Here is a 16,852-nt window from a genome sequence, read left to right on the forward strand (position 1 = left end):
GTCTACGTCGCCAGCACCGACCCAAATACCTTCCGGAGCGTGAGACGACCGTCTGACGCCGGGATTCCGGGTCGCTCAGTCGTCGCCGACGGCGGCGATCGCCTCCCGGCCGAGGTCGACGACGTCGGCGGGGAGATCGCTCGCCGCGAGTTCCGCCGGGGTGTACCAGCGCCAGCGCTCCGGGTCGACCTCGTCGTCGCCGTCGGGGGCGATCTCGCGGGAGTCGACCCGGGCGTAGTAGAGGTGATCGACGTGCTGGTGGCCCACGGACCCGTCCTCGTGGACGTTGATGTCGTGGAGCATGAGGTGGGCCGGCTCCGGGAGTCCGCGCGTGTTCGGGCCCGTTATCGACGACTCCGTCGCGACCAGTTCGGCCGCCAGCCCCGTCTCCTCGCGGACCTCGCGCCGCGCGGCCTCGTGCGGGAGTTCGTCGCGGTCGACGTGGCCGCCGGGCGGCAGCCGAATGCCGAGCCGCTCGTGTTCGTGAAGGGCGGTCGCCCCGTCGTTGACGATGTACGTCGTCGCCGTGAAGTGACGCGTCGTCTCCATACGTTCGGATCGGGGCAGGCGTCCTTCGCGGTTTCGGCTCGCGGCGACCCGCGGAACCGATTCTGCCGGACGCGAAGACCTTTCAGACGGCCGGGCGACGGACAGCCATGACTCCCGTCAACGCGGACGACCTGTCGTGGACGACGCCCGACGCCGAGAACGCCAACTGGCGGCGGAAGCAACTCGGCGAGGCCGCCGGGGGCGACGCGCTCGGCTGTAGCCTCTACGAGCTCCCGCCCGGGGAACGCTCGTGGCCGTACCACTATCACACCGCCAACGAGGAGGCGCTGTACGTCCTCGCCGGAGAGGGGACGCTGCGGCTCGACGGGGAGACACACCCGCTCCGCCCGGGCGAGTTCGCCGCGTTCCCGGCCGATGCGTCCGGTGGCCACCGCGTCGTGAACGACGGCGACGCGACGCTCCGGTATCTCGTCGTCTCGACGATGCGCGAGCCGGAGGTGACGGTGTACCCGGACTCGGAGAAGTTCGGCGTGTACGTCGGTTCGCCGCCCGGCGGGCGCGGGTCGCGCTCGCTGGAGGGGTACTATCGGGTCGACGACGACGTCGACTACTGGGAGGGCGAAGCGGGCGGAACGGAGAGAACGAACGAATAGGGACCGACGGCGGTCAGTTCGGCGCGGTCAGTTCAGTGCGACCGAGTCCTCGGCTTCGAGGAGCTCGTGGTACCGGTTTCGGATGGTGACCTCGCTGATGTTCGCGACCTCGCTGACCTCGCTCTGGGTCACCTTCTCGTTGACGAGGAGCGAGGCGGCGTAGACGGCCGCGGCCGCGAGCCCGACCGGCGACTTGCCGGAGTGGATCCCCTGTTCCTTCGCGGTTTCGAGCAGGCTGCGGGCACGGCGCTCGGCCTCGTCGGAGAGGCCGAGGTCGGAGGCGAACCGCGGGACGTAGCTCTCGGGGTCGGCGGGCTGGATCTCCAGTTTCAGCTCGCGGACGACGTAGCGGTACGTCCGGGCGATCTCGTCTTTCTCCACCCGGGAGACGGCCGCGATCTCGTCGAGACTGCGCGGCGTCCCCGCCTGCCGGGCGGCGGCGTACAGCGATGACGTCGAGACGCCCTCGATGGAGCGGCCGGGAAGCAGGTCCTCGTCGAGCGCGCGACGGTAGATGACGGAGGCGGTCTCGCGGACGTTGTCCGGGAGGCCGAGCGCGCTCGCCATCCGGTCGATCTCGCCGAGCGCCTGCTTGAGGTTGCGCTCTTTCGAGTCGCGGGTGCGGAACCGCTCGTTCCACGTCCGCAGCCGCTGCATCTTCTCGCGCTGGCGGCTGGACAGCGACTTGCCGTAGGCGTCTTTGTCCTGCCAGCCGATGTTCGTCGACAGCCCCTTGTCGTGCATCATGTTCGTCGTCGGGGCCCCGACGCGCGACTTGTTGTCCTTCTCCTTGGAGTCGAAGGCGCGCCACTCCGGGCCGCGGTCGATCTCGTCTTCCTCGACGACGAGCCCGCAGTCGACGCAGACGGTCTCGCCGTGCTCCGTGTCGGTCGCTAACTGTCCGCCGCACTCCGGGCACCGAAGCTCCTCCTCCTCGGTTTCCGACTCGGTCTCGCTCTCGTCGACGTGCTCTGTCGTGTACGTTCGAAGGTTCTCGCTCATTGGTTTGGTACGTGGAGGGAACAACGGAACCGAGAGACGATTCTCGGTGTTTTCCTCACCCTTAGGTAAGTGACCCAAATACTTAAATGTTCGTGTGTCTGGCGTCACAGAGACACGGCCGAAAACGGCGTGTAAAACCCTGTAAGATTCGGGATTAGCGATGAGGTGGACGGAAGAAAATCGAGAGCGGAACTGACGCGTCCCGAGCAGGGGTGTAGTATATAGTCGTTTCGCGGCGTCGTCGCGGTCTCGGCTCGGGTGCCGTCGCGCTCTCCGCTCCGCTCGCGGTTCCGCGAGGACAACCGCTTTGAGCGTCGCCCGAGCAGTGTGACGCATGAACCGAACGCGGCTCGACGAGACGCTCTCCGATCTGGACACCGACGGCTACCTGCTCGACGCCTCGCAGGACGACGCCAACCAGCTGTACCTCTCCGGGTTCACCGGTCCCGACCCGTTCCTCACGCTGTACGCCGACGGCGAGGTCCACGTCCTCGTCAGCGGGCTGGAGTACGGCCGCGCGAAGGCGGAGGCGACGGCCGACACCGTCGAGCGCCACGCCGACTACGACTACGAGTACGGCGGCCGCGAGGCGCGGAACGACATGTACGCCGCGTTCGTCCGCGAGAAGGGCGTCGAGTCCGTCTCGATGCCGCCCCGCGGGCCGGTCGGCACCGCCGACGCCCTCCGCGAGCGCGGCGTCGACGTGGCGGTCGACACGGACGACCGGCTTCGGGAGGTCCGCGCGGTCAAGACCGACGAGGAGATCGACGCGATCCGCGAGGCCCAGACGGCGAACGAGGCGGCGATGCGGGCCGCCGAGGAGCTGATAGCCGGAGCCGACGTGGCGGGCGAGAGCGACGACGCGGAGGCGGGCGTCCTGCTCCGCGACGGCGAGGCGCTCACGAGCGAACGCGTGACCGAGGAGATCGAGGTGACCCTCCTGCGACACGGCTGCGCGCTCGACGAGACGATCGTCGCCGGCGGCGCGCAGGCTGCGGACCCGCACGACCGCGGCTCCGGGCCCCTCCGAGCGAACGAGGCGATCATCGTCGACATTTTCCCGCGCTCGAAGGCGACGAAGTACAACGCCGACATGACGCGCACGTTCTGCGTCGGCGAGCCGAGCGAGACGCTCCGCGAGTGGTACGACCTCACCGAGCGCGCGCTGGACGCCGCGCTCGACGCGGTCGAACCCGGCGCGACCGGCGAGGACGTTCACGCCGCCGCCTGCGAGGTGTACGAGGAGGCGGGCGAACCCACCTTCCGAACCGACCCCGAGACGGAGACCGGGTTCATCCACTCGACCGGTCACGGCATCGGCCTCGACGTCCACGAGTCGCCGCGGCTCGCGAGCGGTGGGGGGGAGCTGGAGCCGGGCCACGTGATCACGGTCGAACCGGGCCTCTACGACCCCGCGGTCGGCGGCGTCCGGATCGAGGACCTCGTCGTCGTCACCGAGGACGGGTACGAGAACCTCACCGACTACCCGCGGAAGCTGGTCGTCGACTGATTCCGGGGGTCAGATCGCTCGTGTACCGGCGTCGGTCGCGTCGCGTGCCCCGGGCGCGGGCTCCCGGCCGCGCTCGTCGCGGAGCCGGAGGAACGCCTCGGCGAGCACGCCGAGGATCACGATGCTGAACGGCATCGAGAGGGTGACGGTAGCGAGCGTCGGCACGGCGGACGCGGGGCCGAACGCGATCGCGAGCCCCGCCGACAGGACGCTTATCACGACGGTGAACGGGACGATCACGACGAGAAGCAGCCCGAACAGGCGGAGCCAGTTGCCGCGGGTGAGCCGCCAGCTGTCGCGCATCGCGGCGACGAAGTTCTCGTCCTCGACGGCGACGAAGACGGTCATGAACAGCAGGGAGACGTAGACGACGATCCCCGGGATCACGAGCAGGAGCGTGCCGACCATGAGCAGCGCGCTGAAGGCGAGACCGCCGACGGCGAGGTTCGCCACCACCCAGACCATCCGTCGGGTGAAGAACTCGCGCGGGATCCGGTCGGTCTCGCCCGCGACGAAGGTCCGGACCGCGGCGATCGAGAGCACCGGCAGGAGCAGGAACGTCGCGACTGCGAGGGCGACGAGGACCGGGAACGGCCCGTCGATCGCGGGAGCGAGTTCGCCGGCGATCTCGGGCGGGAGCGCCGCGGCGGCGGCGCTGTTGAACGCGACCTGCCACGCCGTTCCTAAGACGACGGACGCGAGGACCAAGAGCAGGCCGTTCCGATTCGCGACGCGGCGGAGACCGTTCGCTATCGTCGCACCGATCTGGAGGGACATACGGATCGGCGTTCTCCCGCCCGTCAGGTAAATCTACTGAAACGGCGGACGACGGTCCGAGAGCGCCACCGGAGCTGAAGCACCGGCCGAGATCGGAACTCGCTTTCCGGGCCGCCAGCAACGTCGAACGTGAACTGGCGGTACGAACACACGGCGCTCGCGCTCTGTACGCTCGCGTTCACGGGGACGATGGTGGCGCGGCTGGTCGTCAGCCCGCTCGTCCCGGAGATAACGACGGAGTTCGACGTGACCAACGGGACCGTCGGGCTCGCGCTCAGCGGGATGTGGCTCACGTACGCGCTGGCGCAGTTCCCCTCCGGCGTCCTCGGCGACCGCTACGGCGAGCGCCGCGTGATCCTCACCGCGGTCGGTGCCACCGCGGTCGCGTCGGTGCTCCTCGCGGCGTCGCCGTCGATGCTCGCGTTCGCGCTGTTCGCAGCCGTACTCGGGGTTGGAGCGGGACTCCACTACTCGGTCGCGACGACGTTCCTCACGCGGCAGTTCGCCGACACCGGCCGCGCCGTCGGCGTCCACGTCGCCGGGGGGCCGCTCGCGGGGCTGGCGGCACCGCCGGCCGCGGCGCTCGTCGGGTCGCGGTACGGCTGGCGCGTCGGCGTCCTCCTCGGGGCCGCCGTCGCGGTCCCCGTGTTCGTCCTGTTCGCGTGGCGGGTCAGGCCGACCGAACCGCTCCGCCCCGACCAGCCGATGGGCGAGCGGTTCGCGCTCGGCCCGCTCGTCGAACTGCTCTCGCGGCCGCGGATACTCTACACGACCGCGCTGGCGACGATGGGGGCGTTCGCGTGGCAGGCGACCGCCTCCTTCCTCCCGACCTTCTTGGAGGTCGGAACGGAGCTGTCGAGCGCGCTGTCGGCGTTGCTGTTCTCGGTGTACTTCCTCGTCCACGGCGGCACCCAACCGGTGACCGGATCCGTGTCCGACCGGATCGGCCGCGACGCCACCGCGATGGTGACGATGGCCGCGGGCGTCGTCGGCTACGGGACCCTCGTCGCGGCCGCAACGTTCGAGTTGGGGCTGCCCGTCGCCGTCGCCGGCGTCGGCTTCGTCGGCCTCGCGATGTCGTGGGGCGCGCCGGTCCAGTCGCGGTTCATGGACCTGCTGTCCGACGAGGAGCGCGGGGCCGGGTTCGGGCTCGTTCGGACCGCCTACATGGTCACGGGCGCGTCCGGCAGCGTCGTCGTCGGGAGCATCTCGGACATCGCGGGGTGGTCCGTCGCGTTCGGGCTGCTCGCCTGCGTGATGGCGCTCGGACTGGCGACGCTGACGGCGAACCGACTGCTGGGGCTGGGGTACTGAACCGACGAAAACTCGGGAAGAGAGCGGTCTCGGCGTCTCAGAGGCGGTCGTCTTCGAGGCTGCCGGGGTCCTCTGCGGTGTCGAACATGTTGTTCTCGGCACCGTCGAGCATCTCGTCGCGGCGGTCGTCGTCCACGACGCTCACGTTGTACGCCTCGATGCCGGACGCGATGAGGTCTTCGGCGGCCTGCTCCTCCGAGACGAACTCCTGTTCCGCGAGCTGCTGGAACTCCGCGTACACGTCGTCCGAGAGGTTCAGCTCGAAAGTGGGCATACCCTCCGTTCCGACCGGACGCTTTTAAATCGTTCCCTCGTCGCGGTCGGCGACATCGGCGGGTCGACCGCGTCGACGCCCCGAACGTCTTCGGGGTCAGGAGTACCCGGCGGGAACGGTAACCCCTCGGCATGCCGGGTTTCCCCTCTCCGTTCGGCTCCGACGACGACGGCCTGTTCGACGGCTACGACGAGTTCGCCCCTGCGAGCGTCCCCCGTCCGGGCGATTTCCTCGACGGCCACGACGTCCTCACGGGCGCGGACCACCTCGCGTTCCACCGGCTCACCCGCGACTGCTTTGAGGAGCGGAAGGTGTACGACATGACGTTCGACTACAACCTCGCGCGGCTGAACCTCGACACCCGCCACGAGGACGCCGGGTTCCGCTACGCCGTCGAGCGGAGCGACGCGCCGGACGCGACGGACTCCGTCGCGATCGAGGACGCCGCCGTCGACGCCGACCGCGTCCTCCGCGCGGAGTTCACGCCGACGACGGCGTTCTGCCCCCAGACGCACACGCTGACTATCGGCGCGTTCCGCGCGTGGAACGGGCTCGCGGACCGCCACGAGTACGACCTCGTCCGGGTCCGCGCGGCCCCGATGCACAACCAGAGCGAGGCGGTGAACGACCGGCTCGCGGAGTTGGAGACGAGCTACCTCGAAACGGGCGACGTGGAGGCGGACGACGGCCCCGGAGTCGGAGCGCCGGCGGCGGGCGGAGCGACCGAGACGGAGACGCGGGAGCGCTCGACCGACGCGCCGTTCTGAGTCGGGATCAGTCCGGTCAGAACGGGGCGCTCGTCCCCTCCGTCGCGCCGTGGTCGTGATTCTCGGCGTCGGCCGCGCGTTTCCCGATCAACACACGGAACTCGCCCGGCTCCTGACGGCGGTACTCCCAGTGGAACTCCGGCCCGGCCTCGGCCTCGAACTGGTGGTACAGCGGCTTCGGGTCGTGGTCGTTCACGAGGACGAACCCGTCCCCGTCGTCGAGGGCCGCGTACGCGTCGAATATCTCCTCGTGGCGCTGGGCCGGCGGCAGGTCGCGCACGTCGAGTTCCCGCGTGACCGCGGGCGACCCGTCGCTCGCTGTCGTCGCCTCGTTCTCCGACGCGGTTTCTGCGTCGTCGATCTCCGAGTCCGCGGCCTCGGACGTCGCCTCCGCCGACGCCGAGCCCTCGGTCTTCGTGATCCGGACGCGACACCGGCCGGGTTCCTGCTCGACCACCTCCCACCGGAAGGCGTCGCCGTAGCGCTCGCGGAACTCCCCGTGGAGCGGCCGCGGCTCGTGGGGGGCGATCAGCTCCATCGTCTCGCCGTCGGGGATCATCCGGTACCGGTGGTGGATCGTCTCGTGGCGGTCCGCCTTCGGGATCTCGCGGACGTCGAACCGCGTGAACGCCTCGGACTCGGCGGCCGTCGCCTCGTCGGTCTTCTCGATCGCGACCCGCCACTCGCCCGCCCCGCGGCTCGCGTACTCCCACCCGACGACGTCGCCGTACGTGGACCGCAGTTCGTAGTACAGCGGCTTCGGGTCGTGGTCGTTCACGAGGACGAACCCCTCGTCCGGTTCGAGGCGGTCGAACGCCTCCACCAAGGCCGCGTGTCGCCGCCGCGGCGGCAGGTCGCGCACGTCGGCCGTCCCCGACGCCGGGCCGTCGAGTTCGCCGCGGTCGACCGCGCGGACCTCGCGGGGCCCCGCGTCGCCGCCGTCGTGTTCCCACTCCACGTCGCGGCCGCGGTCGATCTGGTACCGGATCAGGTGGACGTCGACGTCGCGGTCGGCGGCGATCAGGAGCTCTTCGCCCGGCTCGACCCCGTCGAGCGCGTCGCGGATTCGGTCTCGGTACTCGTCGTCCGGCCGGTCTCGGAGGTCGATATCGGTAGTCATCTCTCGGATCGGGGACGCTCCCGTACGGGGATGGTCTCTCGCCCGAATGTGTTCGGCTCGCCGGTCGCTGCCGCGGGAGTTCCGACAGACAGTCGGCGGTTACCATCCCGCGGACCGACCGCCTACAGGTCCCGCCAAGCACCGAGGAACCGCTGGACCGCGGTGAGGTGTCCCACGACCGCGAACAGTGCGAGCAGGAGGCCGACGACGTTGAGTCCGGCGACGATCGGCGCGGAGTACGCGGCGGCGACGACGCCGACGATGCCCATGAGCGCGAGCCGGTCCGCCCGGCCGAGGAGGCCGCCGTACTCGCGGCCGATGCCGACCGCCTGGATCTGCGTGCCGAGGTACGAGGTGAGGAGGACGCCCGTGACGGCGGCGAAGCCGAGCGCGTACGCCTCGATCCCGGCCGTGAGGCCCGCGATGACCGCCACGTCGGCGTAGCGGTCGAGGACGTGGTCGAGGAAGTCGCCGCCGTCGGAGGCGATCCCCTGACGGCGCGCGAGCGCCCCGTCGACGAGGTCCAGCCAGCCGTTGAGGAGGACGAGCAGCGCGCCGGCCGCGTAGAGCGCGGCCGACCCGCCGGCGAACGCGACCGCGGCCGCGACCGCGACGAGGAAAGCGATCACGCTCACCTGGTCGGGCGAGAGGCCGAGCCTGTCGGCCGCCGACACCCACGGGCCGAGCAGGCGGTCCGCCACGGAGCGGTACTGGTCGAGGGTCATCTACCGTCTCGACGCTCGTAGTCGGCTCATATATATTCGATGAAGTCCACGGTGCCGGCGCTCGGCTCGCGGTCGCCCTCGATCGCCGCGCGGACCGCGTCGGCGACCGCGTCCGGGTCGCGGTCAGTCGCGTCGATCTCGTAGACGTTCTCCGCGCCGTGTTCCGCGACCGCCTCCGAGAGGATCACGTCGAGCGCCTCGCTCTCCGCGTTCTCCGCGGCCGTCTCGGGCGACTCGCCCCGCGCTTCGAGTCGGGACTCGATCGTCTCGGGGTGACAGCGCAACACGACGACGCGGTCGACGTCGAACCGATGTGCGAGGTGGGAGTCGAGGACGCCGGACCAGTCGCCGAGGTGCTCCCGGACCGCGTCGAGGTCGGCGACGAGCGTGTCGCGGTCGGCGTCGCGCTCGGTCCAGAGGTCCTCGTCCGACTTGATCCGCTCGTTGAGGTGGATCACGTCGTACTCGTCTCCGAGCAGCGCCGTCGCCGTGGTCTTGCCCGTTCCGGGGGTCCCCGTGACGGCGACGCGGTCGGGGCGGTCGGAGCGGTCGGCGTCGTCCGCGCGGTCGGCATCGTCCGCACCGGAGCGGTCGGCGGACTCGTTCGCGTCGCCGCTCACGCGCTCACACCGAGTTCGAGGTCCGCCAGCGTCTCGTTGAGCAGCGCGACCGCCTCGCGGGTCTCCTCGCGGGTGCCGGTCGAGATCCGAACGTGTTCCGGGAGGCCGAACGAGGTACAGTCCCGGATTATCACGCCGCGCTCCTGTGCCGCCTCGGCGACGCGCTCGCCGTCGCCGACCGCGGCGAGGACGAAGTTCCCGGCGGAGTCGACGGTCGGCGCGGCGAGCTCGTCGGCGATGTACCCGCGGGCCCAGCGGGAGGTCTCGACCGTCTTCTCGACGTGTTCGTCGTCGTCGAGCGCGGCGAGCGCGGCCCGGCAGGCCAGCTCGTTCGCCGCGAACGGGGTGTTAACCCGGGCGTACGCCTCCCCCCACGCCTCGGGGACGACGCTGTAGCCGATCCGGAGCCCGGCGAGCCCGTACGCCTTCGAGAAGGTCCGGAGGACCGCCACGTCGTCGCGCTCGTCGACGAGCGGGATCGCGCTGTCGATATCAGCGAACTCGCCGTACGCCTCGTCGACGACGACGAGCGTCTCCTCGGCGGTCGCGTCCGCGATTGCCTCGACCTCGTCGAGCGGCATCGTGGAGCCGGAGGGGTTGTGCGGCGAGGTGACGTAGACGATCCGCTCGCCGCCGTAGGCGGACAGCACCGTCTCTGCGTCCTGCGCGAACCCGTCTGCCGGAGAGAGGTCGTACTCCGTCACCTCGCCGTGGTGGTACCGCGACGACATCGCGTAGTAGGCGAAGCCGGGACTCGGTACCAACACCTCGTCGCCCGGCTCAAGGGCGGCGCGCGAGAGGTAGTCGATAGAGCCGTCGGCCCCCGGCGACACCCACACCTGCTCGTCGTCGACGCCCCACTCCGCCGCGATCTTCGCGGTGAGGTCCGTATGCGAGGACTTCGGGTACTGGTTCACCCGGTCGGCGTGCTCGCGGATCGCCTCGACGGCCGCCGGACTCGGGCCGTGCGGGTTCTCGTTCGAGGAGAGCTTGATGAGGTCGTCGGAGTCGATCCCGCGCTCGCGGGCGACCTCCTCGACGCCCCGCCCGGGCACGTACGGCGAGTGATCGGAGAGATCACGTGGTTCCATACACCGAACTCGGAGAGCGTCGGGCTTAAGCGTGGTCTTGGCGACCGCCGAGCTCCGCCGAACCGTCGCCCGTTACTCGGCCGAGCAGTCGCCTGCCACTCCGCCGAACCGTCATCCCTCCGTCAACCGTCGCTCCGCCTCGTCGACGACGGCGGGCCGCCCCGCGAGGTCAACGGCGACGGTGTCGCCCTCGTAGTCGACGCGCTCGACGACGCCGCGGTCGTACGCCCACGAGAGCGCGGCCTGCGCGTCGCCGCCGTTCGGGGCCTCGACGGTCGCCGTCGCGGTCGGGAGCGCGTCCGCCACCGCCGCCGCGAGATCCGCGAAGCCTGCTTCGTCGCGGACGCTTACCGGAACCGGGTCGCGGAGCGACTCGACGACCGGGGACTCCTCCGGGTCGAGATCGGCGACGGCGGCGTCGTACGCCTTGACCGCCGCCGCGAGGGGGTCCGCCTCGGTCTCGTCTTCCGCCTCGACTTCGCCTTCCGTACCGACCTCGTCCGCCTTCGATAGCACGGGGATCACCGGGGCGTCGGTCGACTCGATCGCCGACAGCGACGCCCGGAGCTTCCGGCGAATGGCGTCGGGAGGGTCGCTCGCGTCGACGACAAGCAGCGCGCAGTCGGCGCGTCGGATCGCCTCGATCGTCGCGCGGAACGAGCGCACCGCCTCGTGCGGCAGTCCGTCGAGGAAGCCGACGGTGTCCGTGACCAGCGCGCGTCGGTCGCCGATCGTCGCCCGACGCGTCGTCGTCGAGAGCGTCTCGAACGGGCGGTCGTCCACGGAGAGGGAGGCCGCGAGGTCGGTCGGCTCGGCGTCCGGTCCCGCCGCTTCTGACTCCGAGTCCGCTACGTCCGACTTCGGATCGTCCACCTCGTCCGCGAGCCGCCGCGCGAGCGTCGACTTCCCGGCGTTGGTGTAGCCCGCGAGTGCGACGAGGTCGAACCCGGCGTCCCGGCGCTCGGCCCGCCGCGCCGCCCGGTCGTCGGCGACCTCGTCGAGGGCGCGCTCGGCCGACTCGATCCGCTTTTCGACGTCGAGGACGCGGCTGTCTCCCTCCGGCCGGAGGCGCACGTCCTCGCCGCTGTCGCGGGCGACGGCCTCGCGGAGCCGCGGGAGCTCGTAGCGGAGCCGCGCCAGCTCCAGCTGTCGGTCGGCTGCGCGCGAGTCGGCGGCGTCGGCGAACAGCTCCAACACGAGCCGCGGCCGGTCGATCACCGCGGTCCCGGTCGGCAGCAGGTCCCCGAGCGAGAACGTCTGTCCCGGCGACAGCGAGCCGTCGTAGATCACCGCCTCCGCGTCGGTGTCAGCGACCAACCGCATCAGTTCCTCGGCCTTTCCGCGCCCGAGGTCGTAGGTCGGGTCCTCGCGCCGCCGCTGGGTGACCTCGCCGACCACCGCGTAGCCGGCCGCCGCGGCCAGCTCGCAGATCTCGGCCGTGTCAGGTGGTTCGTCGTCGGCCCGCGCCGCGACGACAGCGGGCGTCGCGTCGGCGGAGGGTGCGTCGGAGTCGGTCAGTGTACCGGAATCGGTCGGCGCGTCGGATTCGGTCGGTGTGTCAGAGTCGGTCGATGCGTCGGGATCAGTCGATGCGTCGCGTTCGTTCGTCGTGGCGTCGTCTCGTGACATGCGGTCGGGCGCTCGCGTCGGCCCGAGGAGGGGAGCGTCTCGCTCCGTGTGCGGTCGAGGGCGATACTCGCGGACGGGCGACGAACGAACTGGTCTCCACACTGCCGAGTCCGACGGAGACAATATAAGCGTTCACCGGAAGCGAGGTGTGGTAGCGGACACCGAGACGGGCGGGTGGTTGGTCGAAACGGACCGCGTCAGGGCACGCATACGTCGTGTTCGAGGGTGCCGACGCCCTCGATCTCCACCTCGACGGTGTCGCCGTCGGCGAGGGCACCGACGCCCTCGGGAGTGCCAGTCGCGATCACGTCGCCGGGTTCGAGCGTGAGGTACGTCGTGATCTCCTCGATCAGCGTCGGTACGTCGAAGATCATGTGTTCGCGGTCGCTGGACTGCTTCGTCTCGCCGTTGACCCGGAGCTCGACGCTCGCGTCGGCGGGCACCTCGTCGGGCGTCGCGAGGACGGGGCCGAGCGGGGCCGCGCCGTCGAACGCCTTCCCGCGCACCCAGTTCTGTTCCTTGTTCTGGTCCTCGCGGTTCGACACGTCGTTCATACAGGTGAACCCGGCGACGACGTCCATCGCGTCGGCGGCGTCGACCGCCTTACACTGTTCGCCGATCACGACCGCGAACTCCGCCTCCCAGTCGATCCGCTCTTTCCCGGCCGGGACGGTCACGGTGTCGCCGTGGCTCGCTACCGCGTTCGGCGGTTTGAGGAAGAGCAGCGGGCGGTCGGGCACGTCGTTGCCCAGCTCCTCGGCGTGGTCGGCGTAGTTGCGCCCGATACAGACGATCTTCGAGGGGTCGCTCGGCGCGAGCACGTCGATGTCCGGGTCGTCGAGGGCGTACTCGTCGCCGCCGAAGGCGACCGTGTCGGTCGCCGGGTCGTACTCGCCGTCGCGGATCGATCCGGCCGGGTCGCGGAACCGTGCGCGGTACATACGGAAGCGATCGGCCGGCCGCCCGAAAAGGGTTCCCGGAGAGGCAAGCGACGGGAGCGACCGTCCCCCGCCGGCTCACTCGGTCGAGTCGGTCGCCTCGCGGACCGACGTACCCGTCGTCTCTCCCGTCGGCTCCTCGTCGCTCGCGTCGCCGTCGAGCGTCTCGGCGTCGTCGGTCGCGCCGCTGTCGAACGATCCCTCGTCGCTCGTGTCGGGGGTGAGCGTCTCCTCGTCGCTCGCGTCGGCGTCGAACGTCTCGTCGCCGGTCAGTTCCGCTTCGAGCGCCGCGTCGTCCGCGAGTTCGTCGAGCGACAGTTCCCCGACGTCGTCGCCGCCGAACACCTCCGAGCGCGCGCAGTCGGCGCAGTAGTGGTTGTGACGGATCGAGTGGGTGCGGACCGGAACGCCGGCGACGACCGTCTCGTCGCGCCGCCGCCGCACGAGGCCGCGCTCGAACGCCTCGCCACAGACGACGCAGGTGTCCTCGACGGTCTCGGGCGGGCGGACGATCCGGTGGTCCACCGTCTTCCGTCGGCCGAACTTCGTGATCCCGTGGCGGCGGTCCAGCCGACTGCGAACTGGCGGGGCGATACCCAAGCCGAGTCCGGCGAACGCGAGCGCGATCAGGGCCACGGGCAGCGAGCCGGTCACGGATCCGAAGAACGCGATGAAGCCGCCGATAAGCAGGAGTAACGCCGTCAGGAGGTACGCGGTGACTTTCTCCACTCGTTCCGCGGACTCGTGGCTGGAGGGGGCGCGGGCGGGGGTCTCGTCGCCGCGAACGAGCCGACGGCGCTCGGCCAGCTTGGAGTAGTGCCACCAGCCGTACAGCAGGTTTCCGATGCCGCTGGTGAAGATGAACAGGAGGAGGTGGAGACCGACGGAGCCGATCCCCCTGTCGACGAGGACGACGCGGTCGCCGTCGTCCCGCTCGATCTCCCACCCGGCGTCGAGGTGATCCTGAACCCGGCGGCGGAAGGCGCGGGAGCTCTCTTCCGGGGTCGACGCCGAGGCGGCCGGACGGGCGGAGTCGGTTCCGCTCGACCGGGCGGAATCGATCTCGCCCGACCGGTCGGATCGGGTGTGCGACCGACCCGATCCGACCGCCGTCGCTCCTCCGCCCGGCCGCGACGCGCCGCAGTTCGAGCAGAACCGGTCGTCGTCGTCGAACGCCTCGCCGCACTCCGGGCAGTACGCGGGGTCGCCCGGGTCGCCGAGGTCGGCACCGCAGTCGGGACAGAAGCTCGCCCCGGCCGGCACCGGGTCCCCGCAGGCGGGGCACGCGGCGGAGGGACCGTCCGGGTCGCTGGTCTCGGAGGGCATTCGCCCCGTAGTTCGCGCTCGGCGCGGTTAATTGCTTTCGCCGACCGCCGACGCGGCTCCGCGGTGTCGAGTTTTATTACCGCTCGCCGAGACGTTGTACCCGAACCATGGAACTCACCTGGCACGGCCACTCCACGTGGCACGTCGTCGTCGAGGACACGGAGCTGCTCATCGACCCGTTCTTCGACAACCCGAAGACCGACGTCGACCCCGAGGAGCTCGACCCCGACTACCTGCTCTTGACCCACGGACACTCCGACCACATCGCGGACGCCGACCGGTTCGAAGGCGCGACGGTGGTCGCGACTCCGGAGCTGACCAGCTACGTCCAAGAGAACTTCGGCCACGAACACACGCTCCCGGCCGCCGGAATGAACATCGGCGGGACCGCCGAGTGCGGCGACGCGTGGGTGACGATGGTCCGCGCGGACCACTCGAACGGCATCGACAACGGGTACGGCACCTCCGCCGGGATGCCGGCCGGGTTCGTCATCGGCGACAAGAAGCCGACTCAGGAGTCAGACGCCGACTGTACCACGTTCTACCACGCCGGCGACACGGGCCTGATGTCCGAGATGGTCGACGTGATCGCGCCGTACCTCGAACCCGACGCGGCCGCCCTGCCCGCCGGCGACCACTTCACGATGGGACCCGCGGGGGCCGGCATCGCCGCCGACTGGGTGGGGGCCGACGTGGTCTTCCCGATGCACTACGACTCGTTCGGACCGATCGAGATAGAGACCCGCGAGTTCGTCAACGAGGTCAAGGCCGCGGGCGCTGCCGCCGAACCCGTCGTCCTCGACGGCGACGAGACGTACACGCTGGAGTAGCGCGACCCGCGACGCGGAACCGCCCGAGACGACGCCCCGCCGGTTCCACACCGGTGACGATCTTTCTTCGGCGAGAGCGTGGCCGACGAGCGGGAGGTCCGCGGACGGATTGCGTTCCGGCGTCGAAGGCGAGAGTTCCTGACTGACGAGACAGAATACTATTCGACTCCGAATAAATATTATTTCTGGGTGAGTAGATTTTGTGCGACTAAATTGGTAGAAATATATTGTATGTATTTAAATTAATAATAAATCAGAAGCCTTCTAAATGAAAGATGGTTAGCGCCGAATTGGCACACCATGTCAACCGCAGATATGCGGGCTGTGATCCGCGGGGAAGGCGGGCGGTTCGTGTACGTCGTCTCCGCGCTCGCGGCGCTCAACGGCCTTCTGTTCGGGTTCGACACGGGGATCATCTCCGGAGCCATCCTCTTCATCGACACCACCTTCGAGCTGAGTCCCTTGGTGGAGGGGATCGTCGTCAGCGGCGCGATGGTCGGGGCGGCCGCCGGCGCGGCCGTCGGCGGACAGATTTCCGACCGCGTCGGTCGCAAGCGGTTCATCTTGCTCTCGGCCGGGGTGTTCTTCCTCGGCTCGTTCCTCATGGCGGTCGCGCCGACCGTCGAGGTGCTCGTCGCGGGGCGGATGATCGACGGGATCGCCATCGGGTTCGCGTCGATCGTCGGTCCGCTGTACATCTCCGAGATCGCGCCGCCCTCCGTCCGCGGCGGCCTCACGTCCCTGAACCAGCTGATGGTCACCGTGGGGATCCTCTCGTCGTACTTCGTCAACTACGCCTTCTCCGGCTCCGGGTCGTGGCGGATCATGCTCGGCGCGGGGATGGTTCCCGCCGTCGTGCTCGCGATCGGGATGGTCCGGATGCCCGAGAGCCCGCGGTGGCTCTACGAGCAGGGCCGGACCGACGAGGCCCGCGCGGTGCTGCGTCGCACGCGAGACGGTGACATCGAGTCGGAGCTGTCGGAGATCGAAGCGACGGTCGAGGCGCAGTCCGGGAACGGGGTGCGGGACCTGCTTAGCCCGTGGATGCGTCCGGCGCTGATCGTCGGGCTGGGGCTCGCCGTCTTCCAGCAGATCACCGGGATCAACGCCGTGATGTACTACGCCCCGACGATCCTAGAGTCGACCGCGTTCGGCAGCTCGCAGTCGATCCTCGCGTCGGTCGCCATCGGGACCGTCAACGTCGTCATGACGGTGGTCGCGATCCTCCTCGTCGACCGCGTGGGTCGCCGCCCGCTCCTGCTCGTCGGGACCGGCGGGATGATCGGGTCGCTGGCCGTCGCCGGCCTCGTCTTCCAGTTCGCCGACCCGACCGGCGGGATGGGGTGGCTGGCGACGCTCACGCTCGTGTCGTTCGTCGCGTTCTTCGCCATCGGACTCGGGCCGGTGTTCTGGCTCCTCATCTCCGAGATCTACCCGCTCGCCGTCCGCGGGAGCGCGATGGGACTCGTGACGGTCGCCAACTGGCTCGCGAACCTCGTGGTGGCGCTGTCGTTCCCCGTGCTGCTCGACGGGATCGGCACGCCGATGACGTTCTGGCTGTTCGGAGCCTGTAGCGTCGTCGCGCTACTGTTCACCTACCGCACCGTCCCCGAGACGAACGGGCGGACGCTGGAGGCGATCGAGGCGGACCTCCGAAAGGGGACCGGAGCGGTCGGCGGCGCTCGCGGCGACGACTGACGCGTCGCCGACGCGAGTCGGCGGGCGTCACGCCGCCTTTCGGTGCGGTTTCGCCGTGCCGATGCCGA

17 protein-coding genes are annotated in these 16,852 nt (G+C 70.1%); 6 read left to right on the top strand and 11 right to left on the bottom strand.

Annotated features, from left to right (window positions below):
* Positions 1-75: 75 nt before the first annotated feature.
* Positions 76-549 carry an NUDIX hydrolase gene (locus QOL69_RS16325; protein ID WP_283404040.1) on the bottom strand — a complete coding sequence of 158 codons (474 nt, stop codon included), beginning with the start codon at positions 547-549 and terminating at the stop codon, positions 76-78.
* 107 nt (positions 550-656) lie between these two features.
* Between QOL69_RS16325 and QOL69_RS16330 the strand changes: the two genes are divergently transcribed.
* Positions 657-1,163 (top strand): cupin domain-containing protein, encoded by a 507-nt coding sequence (locus tag QOL69_RS16330; RefSeq protein ID WP_283404041.1) that lies wholly within the window; start codon positions 657-659, stop codon positions 1,161-1,163.
* A gap of 27 nt (positions 1,164-1,190) precedes the next feature.
* On the opposite strand, the gene QOL69_RS16335 is transcribed toward QOL69_RS16330, so the two are convergent.
* The gene (locus QOL69_RS16335; RefSeq protein WP_048078273.1) at positions 1,191-2,165 is read right to left on the bottom strand and encodes a transcription initiation factor IIB; all 975 of its coding nucleotides are present in this window, start codon (positions 2,163-2,165) and stop codon (positions 1,191-1,193) included.
* Between the two features lie 334 nt (positions 2,166-2,499).
* On the opposite strand from QOL69_RS16335, the gene QOL69_RS16340 reads away from it, so the two are divergent.
* Positions 2,500-3,675: a M24 family metallopeptidase gene (locus tag QOL69_RS16340; protein WP_283404042.1), complete on the top strand. Its 1,176-nt coding sequence runs from the start codon at positions 2,500-2,502 to the stop codon at positions 3,673-3,675.
* 9 nt (positions 3,676-3,684) lie between these two features.
* Here QOL69_RS16340 and QOL69_RS16345 read toward each other — a convergent pair whose 3' ends face one another.
* Complete coding sequence (locus QOL69_RS16345) at positions 3,685-4,452, bottom strand: DUF7847 domain-containing protein (RefSeq protein WP_283404043.1); 768 nt, start codon at positions 4,450-4,452, stop codon at positions 3,685-3,687.
* A gap of 129 nt (positions 4,453-4,581) precedes the next feature.
* Between QOL69_RS16345 and QOL69_RS16350 the strand changes: the two genes are divergently transcribed.
* Positions 4,582-5,766 carry an MFS transporter gene (locus tag QOL69_RS16350; protein WP_283404044.1) on the top strand — a complete coding sequence of 395 codons (1,185 nt, stop codon included), beginning with the start codon at positions 4,582-4,584 and terminating at the stop codon, positions 5,764-5,766.
* Positions 5,767-5,803: 37 nt separating this feature from the next.
* Here the strand turns inward: QOL69_RS16350 and QOL69_RS16355 are convergent, their stop codons facing one another.
* Positions 5,804-6,040, bottom strand: a complete 237-nt coding sequence (locus tag QOL69_RS16355) for a DUF7120 family protein (RefSeq protein WP_283404045.1) — start codon at positions 6,038-6,040, stop codon at positions 5,804-5,806.
* Positions 6,041-6,171: 131 nt separating this feature from the next.
* On the opposite strand from QOL69_RS16355, the gene QOL69_RS16360 reads away from it, so the two are divergent.
* Positions 6,172-6,807, top strand: coding sequence for a DUF7998 family protein (locus QOL69_RS16360; protein ID WP_283404046.1), 636 nt, complete (start codon positions 6,172-6,174; stop codon positions 6,805-6,807).
* 16 nt (positions 6,808-6,823) lie between these two features.
* On the opposite strand, the gene QOL69_RS16365 is transcribed toward QOL69_RS16360, so the two are convergent.
* The 7 genes from QOL69_RS16365 to QOL69_RS16395 all read right to left on the bottom strand — a co-directional run bounded on the left by QOL69_RS16365 (position 6,824) and on the right by QOL69_RS16395 (position 14,256).
* Positions 6,824-7,927, bottom strand: a complete 1,104-nt coding sequence (locus QOL69_RS16365; protein WP_283404047.1) for a DUF2249 domain-containing protein — start codon at positions 7,925-7,927, stop codon at positions 6,824-6,826.
* A 122-nt stretch (positions 7,928-8,049) separates the two neighbouring features.
* Positions 8,050-8,652, bottom strand: coding sequence for a CDP-alcohol phosphatidyltransferase family protein (locus tag QOL69_RS16370; protein WP_283404048.1), 603 nt, complete (start codon positions 8,650-8,652; stop codon positions 8,050-8,052).
* 26 nt (positions 8,653-8,678) lie between these two features.
* Positions 8,679-9,272, bottom strand: a complete 594-nt coding sequence (locus tag QOL69_RS16375; protein WP_283404049.1) for an adenylate kinase family protein — start codon at positions 9,270-9,272, stop codon at positions 8,679-8,681.
* Positions 9,269-10,363 (bottom strand): histidinol-phosphate transaminase, encoded by a 1,095-nt coding sequence (hisC, locus tag QOL69_RS16380; RefSeq protein ID WP_283404050.1) that lies wholly within the window; start codon positions 10,361-10,363, stop codon positions 9,269-9,271. Before hisC ends, QOL69_RS16375 begins: the two co-directional genes overlap by 4 nt.
* Positions 10,364-10,474: 111 nt before the next feature.
* Positions 10,475-11,992 (bottom strand): HflX-like GTP-binding protein, encoded by a 1,518-nt coding sequence (locus tag QOL69_RS16385; RefSeq protein ID WP_283404051.1) that lies wholly within the window; start codon positions 11,990-11,992, stop codon positions 10,475-10,477.
* Positions 11,993-12,189: 197 nt separating this feature from the next.
* Positions 12,190-12,933, bottom strand: a complete 744-nt coding sequence (locus QOL69_RS16390; protein WP_283404052.1) for a fumarylacetoacetate hydrolase family protein — start codon at positions 12,931-12,933, stop codon at positions 12,190-12,192.
* Between the two features lie 75 nt (positions 12,934-13,008).
* Positions 13,009-14,256, bottom strand: a complete 1,248-nt coding sequence (locus QOL69_RS16395) for a zinc ribbon domain-containing protein (RefSeq protein ID WP_283404053.1) — start codon at positions 14,254-14,256, stop codon at positions 13,009-13,011.
* Between the two features lie 107 nt (positions 14,257-14,363).
* Here QOL69_RS16395 and QOL69_RS16400 point away from each other — a divergent pair, with 107 nt between their 5' ends.
* Together QOL69_RS16400 and QOL69_RS16405 are read left to right on the top strand one after the other, a co-directional pair.
* The gene (locus tag QOL69_RS16400; RefSeq protein ID WP_283404054.1) at positions 14,364-15,086 is read left to right on the top strand and encodes a metal-dependent hydrolase; all 723 of its coding nucleotides are present in this window, start codon (positions 14,364-14,366) and stop codon (positions 15,084-15,086) included.
* A 300-nt stretch (positions 15,087-15,386) separates the two neighbouring features.
* On the top strand, positions 15,387-16,784 hold the full coding sequence (locus tag QOL69_RS16405) for a sugar porter family MFS transporter (protein WP_345782487.1): 1,398 nt from the start codon (positions 15,387-15,389) through the stop codon (positions 16,782-16,784).
* Positions 16,785-16,852: the final 68 nt, after the last annotated feature.

The sequence above is a fragment of the Halorubrum sp. DM2 genome (assembly GCF_901686465.1).
Classification (GTDB): Archaea; Halobacteriota; Halobacteria; order Halobacteriales; family Haloferacaceae; genus Halorubrum.

Bases quoted from the DNA above. Each gene is read 5' to 3' on its own strand.
- QOL69_RS16325 (WP_283404040.1), bottom strand. From the start codon at position 549: ATGGAGACGACGCGTCACTTCACGGCGACGACGTACATCGTCAACGAC.
- QOL69_RS16330 (WP_283404041.1), top strand. From the start codon at position 657: ATGACTCCCGTCAACGCGGACGACCTGTCGTGGACGACGCCCGACGCC.
- QOL69_RS16335 (WP_048078273.1), bottom strand. From the start codon at position 2,165: ATGAGCGAGAACCTTCGAACGTACACGACAGAGCACGTCGACGAGAGC.
- QOL69_RS16340 (WP_283404042.1), top strand. From the start codon at position 2,500: ATGAACCGAACGCGGCTCGACGAGACGCTCTCCGATCTGGACACCGAC.
- QOL69_RS16345 (WP_283404043.1), bottom strand. From the start codon at position 4,452: ATGTCCCTCCAGATCGGTGCGACGATAGCGAACGGTCTCCGCCGCGTC.
- QOL69_RS16355 (WP_283404045.1), bottom strand. From the start codon at position 6,040: ATGCCCACTTTCGAGCTGAACCTCTCGGACGACGTGTACGCGGAGTTC.
- QOL69_RS16360 (WP_283404046.1), top strand. From the start codon at position 6,172: ATGCCGGGTTTCCCCTCTCCGTTCGGCTCCGACGACGACGGCCTGTTC.
- QOL69_RS16365 (WP_283404047.1), bottom strand. From the start codon at position 7,927: ATGACTACCGATATCGACCTCCGAGACCGGCCGGACGACGAGTACCGA.
- QOL69_RS16370 (WP_283404048.1), bottom strand. From the start codon at position 8,652: ATGACCCTCGACCAGTACCGCTCCGTGGCGGACCGCCTGCTCGGCCCG.
- hisC (WP_283404050.1), bottom strand. From the start codon at position 10,363: ATGGAACCACGTGATCTCTCCGATCACTCGCCGTACGTGCCCGGGCGG.
- QOL69_RS16385 (WP_283404051.1), bottom strand. From the start codon at position 11,992: ATGTCACGAGACGACGCCACGACGAACGAACGCGACGCATCGACTGAT.
- QOL69_RS16390 (WP_283404052.1), bottom strand. From the start codon at position 12,933: ATGTACCGCGCACGGTTCCGCGACCCGGCCGGATCGATCCGCGACGGC.
- QOL69_RS16395 (WP_283404053.1), bottom strand. From the start codon at position 14,256: ATGCCCTCCGAGACCAGCGACCCGGACGGTCCCTCCGCCGCGTGCCCC.
- QOL69_RS16400 (WP_283404054.1), top strand. From the start codon at position 14,364: ATGGAACTCACCTGGCACGGCCACTCCACGTGGCACGTCGTCGTCGAG.
- QOL69_RS16405 (WP_345782487.1), top strand. From the start codon at position 15,387: ATGTCAACCGCAGATATGCGGGCTGTGATCCGCGGGGAAGGCGGGCGG.